Origin of the sequence: Caulobacter sp., from assembly GCF_039596335.1 — a bacterium.
Lineage (GTDB): Bacteria > Pseudomonadota > Alphaproteobacteria > Caulobacterales > Caulobacteraceae > Caulobacter.
In genome coordinates this window covers 207403-220841 of sequence record NZ_JBCNJZ010000002.1, presented here as the reverse complement: position 1 = coordinate 220841, position 13439 = coordinate 207403, and the positions used below count along the sequence as shown (strand labels likewise).

15 protein-coding genes are annotated in these 13439 nt (G+C 68.0%); 9 read left to right on the top strand and 6 right to left on the bottom strand.

Going from position 1 to position 13439, the window contains the following annotated elements; all coding sequences use genetic code 11:
• Positions 1–11 precede the first annotated feature (11 nt).
• Positions 12–1172, top strand: a complete 1161-nt coding sequence (gene ubiM, locus ABDW31_RS05110) for a 5-demethoxyubiquinol-8 5-hydroxylase UbiM (RefSeq protein WP_184715146.1) — start codon at positions 12–14, stop codon at positions 1170–1172.
• On the opposite strand, the gene thpR is transcribed toward ubiM, so the two are convergent.
• Together thpR and ABDW31_RS05100 are read right to left on the bottom strand one after the other, a co-directional pair.
• Positions 1169–1708, bottom strand: a complete 540-nt coding sequence (gene thpR / locus ABDW31_RS05105) for an RNA 2',3'-cyclic phosphodiesterase (RefSeq protein WP_184715144.1) — start codon at positions 1706–1708, stop codon at positions 1169–1171. The genes ubiM and thpR overlap by 4 nt on opposite strands.
• A 13-nt stretch (positions 1709–1721) precedes the next feature.
• Positions 1722–2774, bottom strand: coding sequence for an aldo/keto reductase (locus ABDW31_RS05100; protein ID WP_184715142.1), 1053 nt, complete (start codon positions 2772–2774; stop codon positions 1722–1724).
• Positions 2775–2994: 220 nt separating this feature from the next.
• Between ABDW31_RS05100 and ABDW31_RS05095 the strand changes: the two genes are divergently transcribed.
• Both ABDW31_RS05095 and ABDW31_RS05090 read left to right on the top strand, forming a co-directional pair.
• Entirely contained in the window at positions 2995–3747 is a 753-nt protein-coding gene (locus ABDW31_RS05095; RefSeq protein ID WP_184715140.1) for a Bax inhibitor-1/YccA family protein, read from the top strand.
• Positions 3748–3882: 135 nt separating this feature from the next.
• Complete coding sequence (locus tag ABDW31_RS05090) at positions 3883–4224, top strand: hypothetical protein (protein WP_184715138.1); 342 nt, start codon at positions 3883–3885, stop codon at positions 4222–4224.
• A gap of 3 nt (positions 4225–4227) precedes the next feature.
• On the opposite strand, the gene ABDW31_RS05085 is transcribed toward ABDW31_RS05090, so the two are convergent.
• The 3 genes from ABDW31_RS05085 to acnA all read right to left on the bottom strand — a co-directional run bounded on the left by ABDW31_RS05085 (position 4228) and on the right by acnA (position 8728).
• The gene (locus tag ABDW31_RS05085; RefSeq protein WP_184715136.1) at positions 4228–4560 is read right to left on the bottom strand and encodes a DUF2794 domain-containing protein; all 333 of its coding nucleotides are present in this window, start codon (positions 4558–4560) and stop codon (positions 4228–4230) included.
• 558 nt (positions 4561–5118) lie between these two features.
• Positions 5119–5871 carry a DUF1223 domain-containing protein gene (locus ABDW31_RS05080; RefSeq protein ID WP_184715134.1) on the bottom strand — a complete coding sequence of 251 codons (753 nt, stop codon included), beginning with the start codon at positions 5869–5871 and terminating at the stop codon, positions 5119–5121.
• Positions 5872–6040: 169 nt separating this feature from the next.
• On the bottom strand, positions 6041–8728 hold the full coding sequence (gene acnA / locus ABDW31_RS05075) for an aconitate hydratase AcnA (RefSeq protein ID WP_184715132.1): 2688 nt from the start codon (positions 8726–8728) through the stop codon (positions 6041–6043).
• A 183-nt stretch (positions 8729–8911) separates the two neighbouring features.
• On the opposite strand from acnA, the gene ccmA reads away from it, so the two are divergent.
• A complete protein-coding gene (gene ccmA, locus ABDW31_RS05070; protein ID WP_184715130.1) occupies positions 8912–9526 on the top strand; it encodes a heme ABC exporter ATP-binding protein CcmA in 615 nt (204 codons plus the stop codon).
• Positions 9523–10188, top strand: a complete 666-nt coding sequence (gene ccmB / locus ABDW31_RS05065; protein ID WP_184715128.1) for a heme exporter protein CcmB — start codon at positions 9523–9525, stop codon at positions 10186–10188. The genes ccmA and ccmB overlap by 4 nt, the downstream gene beginning before the upstream one ends.
• On the opposite strand, the gene ABDW31_RS05060 is transcribed toward ccmB, so the two are convergent.
• Positions 10185–11078, bottom strand: coding sequence for a DMT family transporter (locus tag ABDW31_RS05060; protein ID WP_184715126.1), 894 nt, complete (start codon positions 11076–11078; stop codon positions 10185–10187). The genes ccmB and ABDW31_RS05060 overlap by 4 nt on opposite strands.
• A gap of 217 nt (positions 11079–11295) precedes the next feature.
• Here ABDW31_RS05060 and ABDW31_RS05055 point away from each other — a divergent pair, with 217 nt between their 5' ends.
• The 4 genes from ABDW31_RS05055 to ABDW31_RS05040 all read left to right on the top strand — a co-directional run bounded on the left by ABDW31_RS05055 (position 11296) and on the right by ABDW31_RS05040 (position 13438).
• Positions 11296–11880: a Spy/CpxP family protein refolding chaperone gene (locus tag ABDW31_RS05055; RefSeq protein WP_184715124.1), complete on the top strand. Its 585-nt coding sequence runs from the start codon at positions 11296–11298 to the stop codon at positions 11878–11880.
• A gap of 141 nt (positions 11881–12021) precedes the next feature.
• Positions 12022–12765 (top strand): heme ABC transporter permease CcmC, encoded by a 744-nt coding sequence (gene ccmC, locus ABDW31_RS05050; protein WP_184715122.1) that lies wholly within the window; start codon positions 12022–12024, stop codon positions 12763–12765.
• Positions 12762–12929 carry a heme exporter protein CcmD gene (gene ccmD / locus ABDW31_RS05045; RefSeq protein ID WP_184715120.1) on the top strand — a complete coding sequence of 56 codons (168 nt, stop codon included), beginning with the start codon at positions 12762–12764 and terminating at the stop codon, positions 12927–12929. Before ccmC ends, ccmD begins: the two co-directional genes overlap by 4 nt.
• A complete protein-coding gene (locus ABDW31_RS05040; protein WP_184715118.1) occupies positions 12926–13438 on the top strand; it encodes a DsbE family thiol:disulfide interchange protein in 513 nt (170 codons plus the stop codon). The genes ccmD and ABDW31_RS05040 overlap by 4 nt, the downstream gene beginning before the upstream one ends.
• Position 13439: the final 1 nt, after the last annotated feature.

Here is a 13439-nt window from a genome sequence, read left to right as displayed (position 1 = left end):
GGAGCTTTTCGATGAACCCGCAGGACATCGCCATCATCGGCGCCGGCCCGGCCGGCTTGGCCTTCGCCCGAGCGATGCAGGGCTCGGGCCGGAAGATCACCCTGATCGAGCGCCAGCCGCGCGCGGCCCTGGCCGATCCGGCCTTCGACGGCCGCGAGATCGCCCTGACCCAGCGCTCGATCGCCACCCTCAAGTCCCTGGGCGCCTGGGACCTCTTCCCCGCCGACGACGTCTGGCCGTTGCGCGCCGCCAAGGTGCTGAACGGCGCTTCGCCCATGGCCCTGACCTTCGAGCCGGAAGGCGGAGCTGCCGGCGAGCTGGGAGCCCTGGTCGCCAACCATCACATCCGCAAGGCGCTGTATCAGCTGGCCGACGGCGCCGATGACGTGACCCTGCTGACCGACGTCGTTGGCGCTTCTGCGCAACGCACCGACACCGGGTTCCGCATCGGTCTGGGCGACGACGAGGCAATCGAGGCGAAGCTGCTGGTGGTGGCCGACTCGCGCTTTTCGACCTTCCGCGACCAGCTGGGCGTCGGGGCCGACATGAACCGACTGGGTCGCGCGATGCTGGTCTGCCGCATGACCCACGACGCCGACCACGGCCACGTCGCCACCGAGTGGTTCGACCACGGCCAGACCCTGGCGATCCTGCCGCTGGGACCGGGCTGCTCGTCGATCGTGGTCACCCTGGCCGCGCCCGAGATCGACAAGCTCATGGCCATGGACGAGGCCGCCTTCGAGGCCGAGATGACCCGCCGCCACAAGGGCCGCCTGGGGGCCCTGAAACTGGTCAGCACTCGCCACGCCTATCCGCTGGTCACGACCTGGTCGCACCGCTTCGCCGGACCCGGCTTTGCCCTGATCGGCGACGCGGCGGTCGGCATGCATCCGGTCACCGCCCATGGCTTCAACCTGGGCCTGCTCAGCGCCGTCGGCCTGGCGCGACGCCTTCGGGCCGGCCGCGACCTCGCCGCCCTCAACGTCCTGTCGGCCTATGAGAGCGAGCATCGCCGCGCCGCCCTGCCGCTCTATACGGCGACCAACGCCATCGCCCGCCTGTATGCGACCGAGACCGCCCCGGCCAAGCTGGCCCGCCACGCCCTGCTGCGGCTGGGTCGCCAGGCCCATCCGGTGCGCCGGCTGATCTCGCGCGCGCTGACGGCGGCTTAAGCCTCCAGCGGGTATTCCCGCTCCAGCCGGTAGGCCGAGCCCTCGCTGGTCTGCCAGCTGGAATAGAGGCCGAAGCGGTCAACGTGGAAGGCCGGCGAGTGCAGCAGGTTGTTGGCCTGGATCCAGGCCCCGACTTCCGGAACCGCGGCGCGCTTGAGATAGGCCAGGGTGACATGCGGCGTGTAGAGACGGCTCTCGGGCTTCAGCTCGGCCGCGCGGGCGGCGCTCTCATTGGCCTTCCGCAGCCGGCGCAGCGGCGCGCTGTCGGCGACCCCGGCCCAGACGGCGTGGATATCGACGCCCTCGCCGAAGTGACCGGCCCCGGCCAGTTCCAGGTCGAAGGCCGGCGCGACGATCTCGGCCAGGGCCTCGTCCAGTTCGGCCGCGACCGGCTCCTGCACGTCACCGATGAACTTCAGCGTGATGTGAAACGCCTCCAGCGGCCGCCAGCGCGCGCCCTCGATCCCGTGCTGGCGCGAGAGCAGGCCCTGGCCGATCTCCGGCGGGATGGCGATGGCGGTGAAGAGACGGATCATCGAGACCTAAGGCTTACGGGCAGGGATTGGGCTGGCGGGCGTGGATGGCGTTGACGGCGTCTTCCAGGTCGTCGGTCCAAGCCAAGTCGAAGGCGTCGATATTGGTCTTCAGCTGTTCCATCGAGGTGGCGCCGATGATCGTCGAGGTCACGAACGGGCGGGTGTCGCAGAACTTCAGGGCCAGCTGCGCCGGGTCGATCCCATGGGCCTGGGCCAGGTTCACATAGGCCTGGAAGGCTTCCTGAGAACCGGGGCCTTCGTAGCGTTGCATGCGGTTGTAGAGCGCCTTACGCGACCCGGCCGGTAGGGCGCCGTTCAGGTACTTGCCGGTCAGCTGGCCCTGGGCCAGGGGCGAATAGGCCAGCAGGCCCACCTGCTCGCGCATGGCGATCTCGGCCAGGCCGTATTCATAGGTGCGGTTAGCCAGGTGGTAGGCGTTCTGGATCGAGGCGATGCGCGGCAGGCCCTTGGCTTCGCTCTCGCCCAGGAACTTCATCACGCCCCACGGAAACTCGTTCGAGACCCCGACGTGGCGGATCGTGCCCTTCTTCACGTGGGCGTCCAACGCCTCGAGGATGTCGCCAAAGCTTTCGAAGTCTTGGTCGTAGTCCTTGAAGCTTTGGCCGCCGAACACCCGCACGCGGCGGTCAGGCCAATGCAGCTGGTAGAGGTCCAGATAGTCGGTCTTAAGCCGGCGCAGAGAGCCCTGGACGGCCTCGTCGATCTGGGCCTTGGTCTGGCGGGTCACTGCGCCGTCCTTGCGCATCCAGGACAGACCGCCGAACGCCGCGCCCTGGCCGGCGACCTTCGAGGCCAGCACGATCTCTTGGCGCTTGCCGGTCCTGGCCAGCCACGAGCCGATGTATTCTTCGGTGCGCCCTTGCGTCTCGGGGCTGGGCGGGCTGGCGTACATCTCGGCCGTGTCCCAGAAGGTCACGCCGCGCGAGACGGCGTAGTCCATCTGCTCATGCGCCTCGACCTCGGTGTTCTGCGAGCCCCAGGTCATGGTGCCCAGGCAGCAACGCGACACCGACACGTCCGTGCGGCCAAGCTTGGCGTAGTCCATAGGCATTTCTTCCCTCGAGATCAGACACTCTTTGCCAGACACACTTTGTAAGAGTTCGGTGTGAGCCCCGGCAAGGCGTGAACCGTTTTGCGTCACGGACGCCAATAAGTCCAAAGTGCGTACCATGAACACATGCGCGAGGGGATTGCGCGACCGCCTTTCACACCCGATATTCGTCAGGCGTCCGTCGTGGGCGCTCTAGCTCAAGGGCTTTAATTCAATGAACGACTTCAACCGCGGCTACGCGCGCTCGATCCCGGCGGATCGCGCCGACATGTCGGTTGACGCCGGCCTGCGTAGTTTCATGCTCGGCGTCTACAACAAGGTGGCGCTGGGTCTTCTGCTGTCGGCGGGCCTGGCCTTCCTGACCAGCGCCTACCAGCCGGTCGCCAGCCTGCTGTACGTGCTGACCCCCGACGGCCGTCTGGCGGGCTTCACTCTGGCCGGCACGATCATCCGCTTCGCGCCCCTGGTGATGATGCTGGTGTCGATGTTCGCCATGAAGAACCCGACCGCTCGCTCGTCGGGCCTGCTGTACTGGGCGCTGGTCGCCTCGATCGGCGCGGGTCTGGGCGTGTGGCTGCTGGCCTATACCGGCGCCTCGGTCGCCGCGACCTTCCTGGTCACCGCCATCGCCTTTGGCGGTCTGAGCCTGTTCGGCTACACGACCAAGAAGGACCTGTCGGGCTTCGGCAGCTTCCTGATCATGGGCCTGATCGGCCTGGTGGTCGCGTCGCTGTTCCAGATGTTCCTGCAGCTGCCGGGCCTGTCCTTCATTATCAGCATCCTGGGCGTTCTGATCTTCGCGGGCCTGATCGCCTACGACACCCAGAACCTGAAGATGACCTACTACCAGCTGGGCGGCGACCAGCAGTCGGCGGCCGTGGCCACCAATTACGGCGCCCTCAGCCTGTACCTGAACTTCATCAACCTGTTCCAATTCCTGCTCAGCATCATGGGCAGCCGCCGCTAAAACCGGCGACAGGTCGAAACGACGAAGCCCCGGCGGGAAACCGCCGGGGCTTTTTGTTGACCTGCGATGTTGCGTCACCCTCGACGCGCGCCGCTCCCGGGACCACATTCACGGCGGGGCATGATGGAGACGACGATGATCCGGACATTCGCGTTCGCCCTGCCGCTGATCCTGGCCGCCGCCGCCAGCCAGGCGCAGACCGTTCCAGCCTCTTCCCAAGCCGCCAAGCGCCTGGCCCTGTCGCCCATACCGTCGACGGCGCCGATGTCCTTCGCGGTCGCCTACGACCGGGCCCCGATCATGTTGCCACGCGGGATCGCCAAGACCTCGGTAGAGCGCTCAGAAGGCGGCGTTACCGGTTCGGCAGGCGTGCTATGCGGGCTCAAGCCCAACGCCGACAGCAGCACGATCGGCACGGCGCGCGGCTATGACAACGATGGCCGCTTCGTCGGCGCGAAGCTGGCCGTTTCGTTCTAGCTGTCAGTCAACGACCGAGAACTTGCCCTTCTCGAAGACCTTCAGCACCTGGGTCAGCTCGTGGCCGCGCTTGAGGATCTGGCCGCCCTGACCGAACACCGCCCAGGCGCCCTGTTTGCGGGCCAGGGCCGGGCGCTTCTCGACGCGATAGAGCGGGGCTTCGGCGGCGTGGCGGAAGATCGAGAACACCGCACAGTCCGATAGGCCGGCGATGCCGTAGTCGCGCCATTCGCCGGCCGCGACCATGCGGCCGTAAAGACGCATCAGCTGGTCCAGCTCGCGCCGTTCGAAGAAGGTGACGCCGCCGACCGGCGTGGGATGGGAATCCAGGGCCATCGGTGGAATCTAATCCTAAATCGGACGAATGGAACAGGCGCCGCCCCGACGGTCGCTCCGTGGCCTCCCGGACACGCCCGGTTGCAAATGACACGAGGTAGCCACGCTGCGCCTCGATATGACCTTATTTCGGTCCTTCGGCCGCCCGGTTGCGGGTCGATAACAACATCGTCGGCTGATCGGAGACCCTGCGGTCCAGGATCCTGAACAGCCCCCCCAGCCCCCCAGATTGCGGGCCGGTCAGCCGACAAACTCTATATCCCCTCCCCCAAGAGGCCCGCGCGGATCATCCCCCACCGCGCGGGCTTTTTGCTGTGCGCGTCGCGGAAATCTCGCCGCCGCATATCGGCCACGACCCGCCCCGAAACGACCTTGGTTTGGTCCAGCCCTTGCCGGTTTGAGGCTCGATAAAAAGAGCGTCGACGAAGACCGGATCGGGGTCCTGTCCAGCCCCCCCCAGCCCACCCGGTCACTACGGCCTTCGCCGACATGCAAAAAGGAACCCGTGTGACGCTCCCCTCCTGTCACACGGGTTTTCTTCTGTCCGGAAACTGAGCTTCAGCGTTCGGGGGTGATGGTTTCCAGCACGCCCAGGATGCGGCCGCCCTTGGCGCCCTGCACCAGGATCACCGTCGCCAGGTCGGGATCGGTCCCGATCGCGGTCGGCAGGCGATACAGCTTGGGCCGGCCGGCCCAGGGGCCCAGCTTGACCAGCTCGCGCACCACGTTGCGGTGGACCAGGGTCTGGCCCTTGTTGTCGCCGCGCTTGACGGCGATGTCCTGCTCGCGCGGGTCGTAGCGGATCATCCAGACCTCGGCCCCGCCGCGCGGCGCAGGCCCCGAGCCGACGGCGACGCGCGCATTGCCGACGAACTCCATGTCCGGCGGATTGGACGGGGCGTTGGCCCTCGTCTTGACCAGGTCCTCGACGGTCCCGGCCTTGGCGCCCGAGGCCTGGACACGGCCACCGACCACCATCTGCGGTGTCGGCACGTCGCGCAGGGCGAATTTCTTGGCGTAGGTCCGCTGGCGCTCGGCGAAGGCCGGCTTGGCGAAGGTGTCCTTCCAGCCGAGATAGTCCCAGTAGTCGACCGCGTAGGTCAGGGCCAGGACGCCCTCCCGCTTGGACAGGTCGGCCGCGATCTGATTGGCCTTGCCGCAGGACGAACAGCCCTGGGCGGTGAACAGCTCGACCACCACCGGCGACTTGGCGTGCGCCTTCGGGGCGGCCTCCACAGCGGGAACCGTCACGCCGGACAGGGCCAGGCAGAACAGGGCCAAACGGAACGGGAAAAGGGCGGCCTTACGCATTGCGGGTCACTTAAGCCAAGAACGTCGACACGCGCCGTTCACGAGGCCGTGAAGCGGGGCAGTCGATGGGGAGAAACGGTGGAGACATCGTTGTCAGGCGCCGCCGAAACGAAAGCGGCCGGCCCCGCGAGGGAGCCGGCCGCCTTTAGTCGGTCTTCCAAGCCTTGGACTATTCGCCCTTGGCCAGGTTGCGCAGCACGTAGTTCAGCACACCGCCGTTCTTGAAGTATTCAAGCTCGGTCGGGGTGTCGATGCGGCAGCGGACCGGGAAGCGGGCGATGCGGCCGTCGGTCGGGCGGTACAGCTCGACGATCAGCTGCTTGCGCGGCGCCAGGTCGGTGAGGCCGCGGATCGAGACGATCTCCTCGCCGGTCAGTTCCAGCTTCTGCCAGCCGTCCTGCACGAACTGCAGCGGCAGAACGCCCATGCCGACCAGGTTCGAGCGGTGGATACGCTCGAAGCTTTCGCAGATCACCGCGCGGACGCCCAGTAGCTTGGTGCCCTTGGCGGCCCAGTCACGCGACGAGCCGGTGCCGTATTCCTTGCCGCCGAAGACGACCGCCGGGCGGCCTTCTTCCTGGTACTTCATGGCGGCGTCGTAGATCGGCATCACTTCGCCGGTCGGGAAGTGCTTGGTCACGCCGCCTTCGATTTCCGGCGTAATCTTGTTGCGGATGCGGATGTTGGCGAACGTGCCGCGCATCATCACCTGGTGGTTGCCGCGGCGGGCGCCGTAGCCGTTGAAGTCCACCGGCTGCACGCCTTGGTCGATCAGGTACTGACCGGCCGGGCTGGACGTCTTGATCGAACCGGCCGGGCTGATGTGGTCGGTGGTGATCGAGTCGCCGAAGACGGCCAGGATGCGGGCTTCCACGATGTCCGTGACCGGAGCGGGGGTCATCGACATGTTCGGGAAGTACGGCGGGTTCTGGACGTAGGTGGAGTCACCTTCCCAGGCGTAGGTCTGGCCGCCCGTGGTCTTGATGCCCTGCCAGTTCTTGTCGCCCTTGAAGACGTCGCCGTAACGGCTGGCGAACATCTTCTCGTTGATGGCCTTGCGCTGCAGGGTCGCGATGTCTTCGTTCGAAGGCCAGATGTCCTTCAGGAAGACGTCGTTGCCCTTCTTGTCCTGGCCGATCGGCTGGGTGGCCAGGTCGATCTTCATCGTGCCGGCCAGGGCGTAGGCCACCACCAGCGGCGGCGAGGCCAGGTAGTTGGCGCGCACGTCCGGGTTCACGCGGCCTTCGAAGTTGCGGTTGCCCGACAGCACCGAGCAAGCGACCAGGTCGTTGTCGTTGATCGTCTTGCTGATGGCTTCCGGCAGCGGGCCCGAGTTGCCGATGCAGGTGGTGCAGCCGTAGCCGACCAGGTTGAAGCCCAGGGCGTCCAGGTGCTTGGTAAGACCGGCCTTGGCCAGATAGTCGGTGACGACTTGCGAGCCGGGGGCCAGCGAGGTCTTCACCCACGGCTTGGCCTTCAGGCCCTTGGCCACCGCATTCTTGGCCAGCAGGCCGGCGGCGATCAGCACCGAGGGGTTCGAGGTGTTGGTGCACGAGGTGATGGCCGCGATGACCACGTCGCCGTGACCGACGTCGAAGTTTTCGCCTTCCACCGGGGCGCGCAGGTCGGGGGCTTCCGACTTGCCGAATTCACCACCCAGCGACTCGGCGAACTTGTACGAGGCTTCCGACAGCAGGACGCGGTCTTGCGGACGCTTCGGGCCGGCCAGCGACGGCAGAACCGTCGACAGGTCCAGTTCCAGGCTGTCGGTGAAGGTCGGCTCGGCGACGCCGGGCTCCCACCACATGCCCTGTTCCTTGGCGTAGGCTTCGACCAGGGCGACGCGTTCCGGCGTGCGGCCGGTGCCCTTCAGGAAGGCCACGGTGGCGGCCGAGATCGGGAAGAAGCCGCAGGTGGCGCCGTATTCCGGGGCCATGTTGGCGATCGTCGCCTGATCTTCCAGGGTCAGGTTGGCCAGGGCGTCGCCGTAGAATTCGACGAACTTGCCGACCACGCCCTTCTTGCGCAGCATCTGGGTGACGGTCAGCACCAGGTCGGTGGCCGTCGCGCCTTCCGGCATGGCGCCGGTCAGCTTGAAGCCGATGACTTCCGGGATCAGCATCGGGATCGGCTGACCCAGCATGGCCGCTTCAGCCTCGATGCCGCCAACGCCCCAGCCCAGGACGGCCAGGCCGTTGACCATGGTCGTGTGGCTGTCGGTGCCGACGACGGTGTCGGGATAGGCGACTTCGGCGCCGTCGACTTCGTTGGTCCAGACGGTCTGGGCCAGATATTCCAGGTTCACCTGGTGGCAGATGCCGGTGCCGGGCGGGACAACGCGGAAGTTGTTGAAGGCCGACGAGCCCCAGCGCAGGAAGCGATAGCGCTCGATGTTGCGCTCGTACTCGCGCTTGACGTTGTTGTCGTAGGCCTTGGCGTCGCCGAAGTTGTCGACCATCACCGAGTGGTCGATGACCAGGTCGACGGGGTTCAGCGGGTTGATCTTGGCCGGGTTGGCGCCCAGGGCAACCATGGCGTCGCGCATGGCGGCCAGGTCGACGACGGCGGGAACGCCGGTGAAGTCCTGCATCAGCACGCGGGCCGGGCGGAAGCTGATCTCGTGCTCGACGGCGCCCTTGTTCTGCAGCCAGGCGGCCACGGCCTTCAGGTCGTCTTCAGCGACCGAAACGCCGTCTTCGTTGCGCAGCAGGTTCTCGAGCAGAACCTTCATCGAGATCGGCAGCGACGAAGTTCCGGCCAGACCGGCTTCCTCAGCGGCGCGAAGGCTGTAATAGACGTACGACTTGCCGCCGACGGTGAGCTCGCGACGGGCTTTCAGGCTGTCAACAGACGCCATTCTCAAGGATCCTTCTCTGTCCACGGCCGCCCGAAAACCACTCCCGGGATCACGCGCTGATCGGAAGGGACACACAGGTTCCGCCTCCGCGCCGCGTACCACCCTGAACGACTGGAGGGGGGCGACCGCGCGCTTCTTAGCGCCACAGGTCTTCAACGTCCATGTCGCGCGCGGGGACTTGGCATGTTGAGAGTTGTTCTCATTAAGGATCTCGCCATTTCGCGCGGCGAACGTACGCTGTTTTCGGGCCTGAATCTGACCCTGAACGCCGGCGAAGCGGCCGCCCTGGTGGGTCGCAACGGCGCGGGCAAGACCAGCCTGCTGCGCGCGGTCGCGGGCCTGCTGCGACCCATGGCGGGTACGGTAACGTTTGAGAGCGCCAACGGCCCCGTCGAGGCCGACGCCGCGCGGGCCGAACAGCTGCATCTGCTGGGCCACCACGACGGCCTGAAGGCCAGCCGCACGGCTTGGGAGGAACTGCGCTTCCAGACCCTGTGGACGGGCGGGACTGAGGACAGCGCCCGCGCCGCCGCCAAGCGTTTCGACCTGATCCGCTTGCTGGACCTGGAAGTGCGCCGCCTGTCGGCCGGCCAGCGCCGGCGCCTGGCCCTGGCCCGGCTGGCGGCCAGTCCGCGCGCCCTGTGGCTGCTGGACGAGCCGATGGCCCCGCTGGACGCCACTCAGCGCGAGGCGTTCGGCGTTGTGATGGCAGAGCATCTGGCCGGTGGCGGCATGATCTTGGCCTCGGTGCACGACCCGCTGCCCATTCCCGCCCGCACCGTGGAGATCGGGGCATGAAGGCGTTCGGCGTTCTCCTGCGTCGCGAGCTGGCCCTGGCCTGGGGCCGAGGCGGCGGGCCGCTGCTGGCCCTGACCTTCTATGCCTGCGTCGTCGTGCTGCTGCCGATGGCGTCGGGCCGCGCGCCAGAGCGCCTGGCCGCCATCGCGCCCGGCATCGCCTGGCTGGCCCTGGCCCTGGCCGCCCTGCTGTCGCTCGAGCGCCTGTTCGAGCGCGACTACGAGGACGGCGCTCTGGAACTGCTGGCCCTGGGTCCCGCGCCGCTGGAGGCGGTCGCCATCGCCAAGTGCCTTGCCCAGTGGCTGGCGTCCGGCGCCCCCCTGGCCTTCGCAGCTCCCGTCGCGGCCCTGATGCTGGGCGCGGACCTGAAGGTCATCCCGCTGCTGGTGCTGTGCAGCCTGGCCGGCGGCCTGGCCTTCGCGTTCCTGGGCGGCATGGGCGCGGCCCTGGCCCTGGGCAGCAAGCGCGGCGGCCTGCTGGTGGCGGTCATCGTCCTGCCGCTGTTCGCGCCGCCGGTGATCTTCGGCGCCGGGGCCCTGGACGGCTACATGGCCGGCCTGCCCTGGACCGGCGGCCTGATGCTGATGCTGGCCTATTGCGCCGGCGCGGTGGCCTTGTCGCCCCTGGCGATGGGCGCGGCCTGTCGCAACGCCCTCGACTAGGGAGTCGGGGCGACCGTCGCCTGCAGCTCGCCGGGTTGGGCCTGCTTCTCGCCCAGCACCACCGTCAGCGATCCTCCGATGATCAGCGCCCCGCCGGTCAGCAGGGCCGCGGTCAGGTGATCTCCGAACAGCAGTACGCCGCAGGCCGCGCCGATCAGCGGCTCGATATTGATGAACACCCCGGCGCTGGCGGCTCCGACCCGCGAGGCGCCGTACTGCCAGGCGGCCGTGGCCAGCAGGGTCGCCAGCACGCCCTGGGCCAGTACCGCGATCCAGGTCGGCGTGCTGAGGGCTAGGCTCGGCGCGCCATGCATGACGAAGGCGATCGGCAGGATGGTGGCGGCGGCCACGATGATGGTCACCGCCGTGACGGCCATGGCGTCATCGGACTTGGGCACGCGGCGCAGCACCAGCAGCCAGGCCAGGAAGATGAACAGGGCCCCGATCGACAGGGCGATCCCCAGGGTCGAGCTCGCTCCGTCCGGCTTGCCCGCGATCAGGGCCGCGCCCAGGGTGGCGGCCGCAACGCCGGCCCACGAGGCCGGGGTGACCTTCTCGCCGAGGATCCGGGCGCTGACCGCGATCAGGGCCGGCATGGCCCCGACCAGCAGGGCCGCCACCGTGACGCTGACATGGGCTAGGCCCTCGAACTGCACCAGGAACGCCACGCCGTAGAGCACGCCGGTCAGCAGCACGATCGGTGAGCGGAAAAGGGCGCGGGTCTCGGGCCTGCGCAGGGCGAACGGCGCAGCCACCACCGCGGCGACCAGGAAGCGCAGCAGCACCATGTGGGCGGCGCTGGTCTCACCCAGGATCAGCTTGCCGGTCGGAAAGCCCATGCCCCAGAAGAGACCGGCCAGGGCCAGGGCGACAAAGGCGAGCGACTTCATGACGGGCTCCGGGCCGGCGACAAGGGGCGACCGGCGTGTCCTTAGGCAAGACGGATCCCGAAACTGTCAGCTGCCTGTAGCGCCAGTCGCGGGCCGCGCAAACCCGCCCCTTTCGCCGCCCGTCAAACATGGAACATTGTTCATGTTTTCGGACATTTTCGCGCCATATGGCGATGGCCAAGCTCCCGTCATCAGATTTCGAGGGAGCACCATCACCATGCGTAGAACGCTTATCGGCCTGGCGCTCGCCGGCGTCGCCGTCACCAGCTTGGCCGCCGGGGCCGCCTCCGCCCAGATCCCGGCTCCGCCGCCGCCTCCGGCTCCGCCCGCCCCGCCAGCCCCACCTATGGAGATGATGGCCATGGGCCCTGGCGCGATCTGGAGCCACAGCCGTACGGCCGATCCGGAAAAGCGCGCCCAGCGCCTGCGCGATGTCCTGCAGCTGCGCGGCGACCAGGACGGGGCGCTGAAAGCCTATGTCGAGGCGACCACGCCGAAGATCGAGGTCCGCAAGGTCGTGAAGACCCCCAAGGACGGCGCCGATGTCGAGCCCACGCCGCCGACCACCCTGGAGCGCCTGGACCGCATGACCCAGGCCGGCGAGGCGATGCAGAAGCGCGCCGCCGCCACCCGCGCCTTCTACCTGGCCCTGACCCCCAGCCAGCAGAAGACCTTCGACGTGCTGGGCATGGCTGAGGAGTTCGGCGGTCCGCGCGTGCGGGTGCATCGCTTCGACACCCGCGGCGCGCCGGTCTTCAAGGGCGGCCAAAGCAAAGTCGTCATCGAGCGCAAGGTCGGCTGACCTCCGATCCTGCGCGAGATGGGGCGTGAAGGGGCGGCGCGCCTGCACGCGTCGCCTCTTCTCCAGGCTGCCCGCCCCGCTGGCGCGGTCCGTAATCATACGGCCATTGCCGCAGACCGGCGTCCGCTCTAATCAGCCGTCATGGATCCTCGCCACCCGCTCGATTTCCTGACCAACCCCGAGCGGTTCATGGCGTTCTCGCGATGGGCCGCGCCGCTGCTGGGCGTGCTGTCGGCGATCGCGGGGGTTATCGGCCTGGTGCTGACCTTCATGGTCCCCGAAGACTACCAGCAGGGCGACACGGTGCGGATGATGTTCATCCACATCCCGGCCGCCTCGATCTCGCTGTTCATCTATGTCTGTCTCGGCGTCGCCAGCTTCCTGGCGCTCGTTTTCCGCCAGGCCTTGGCCGACCTGGCCGCCCAGGCCTGCGCCCCGATCGGCGCGGTCTACACCGTTCTGGCCCTGATCACCGGCGCCCTGTGGGGCAAGCCGATGTGGGGCGCCTGGTGGGTGTGGGACGCCCGCCTGACCTCGGTGCTGGTGCTGCTGCTATTCTATCTCGGCTACATGGCCCTGCGCGGCGCGCTCGACGACGAGCAGAAGGCCGCGCGCGCCGCCGCCATCCTGGCCCTGGTCGGCCTGATCAACCTGCCGATCGTCAAGTTCTCGGTCGAGTGGTGGAACACCCTTCACCAGGGCGCCTCGACCTTCGGGGCCAAGCGCGGCGACGGTCTGCCGGCCATCTATGCCTGGCCCGCCCTGATGATGGGCCTGGCCTATCTGGGCGCTTTCGGCGCGCTGTGGCTGGTGCGCATCCGCGCCCTGATCTGGCGGCGCAAAGCCCGCAGCCTGGCGATGAAACTGGCGGAGGGCGCGCGATGAGCTTCGACTTCGACGCGGGCAAGTACGCCGTCTATCTGTGGCCGGCCTTCGGGATCTCGGCCATCGCCTTCGCCTGGATGATCGCCGACAGCCTGGCCATGGCCCGCCGCTGGCGCCGTGAGACCGAACGCCGCCAGGCCGAACTCGACGAGTTGAAGTCGTGAAGCGCTGGCTGGCCTTCACCCCGCTGCTGATGCTGGTCGCCGTGGCGGTGCTGTTCGCGGGCTATGCGCTCAAGCGCGATCCCAAGGTCCAGCCGCACGCCCTGGTCGGCAAGCCCGCACCGGCGCTGTCCCTGCCCGACCTGAGCACCGGCGCCTCGGCCCCGATCCGCGTCCCGGGCGAAGGCCCGATCCTGGTCAACTTCTTCGCCTCGTGGTGCGCCCCGTGCGAGATCGAGCACCCGCAGCTGATGGCGCTGAAGGCCCAGGGCGTGAAGGTGGTCGGCATCGCCTACAAGGACGCCCCGGCCAACACCCAGGCCTTCCTGACCCGCCTGGGCAACCCCTTCGCCGCCCGGCTGGTCGATCGTGACGGCCGAGCGGGCCTGGAGTTCGGCGTCACCGGCGTGCCCGAGACCTACCTCATCGGCGCCGACGGCGTGATCATCGCCAAGCACACCGGCCCGCTGACTCCGGACAAGGCCGAGGAGCTGCTGAAGAAGGCGCGCTAGC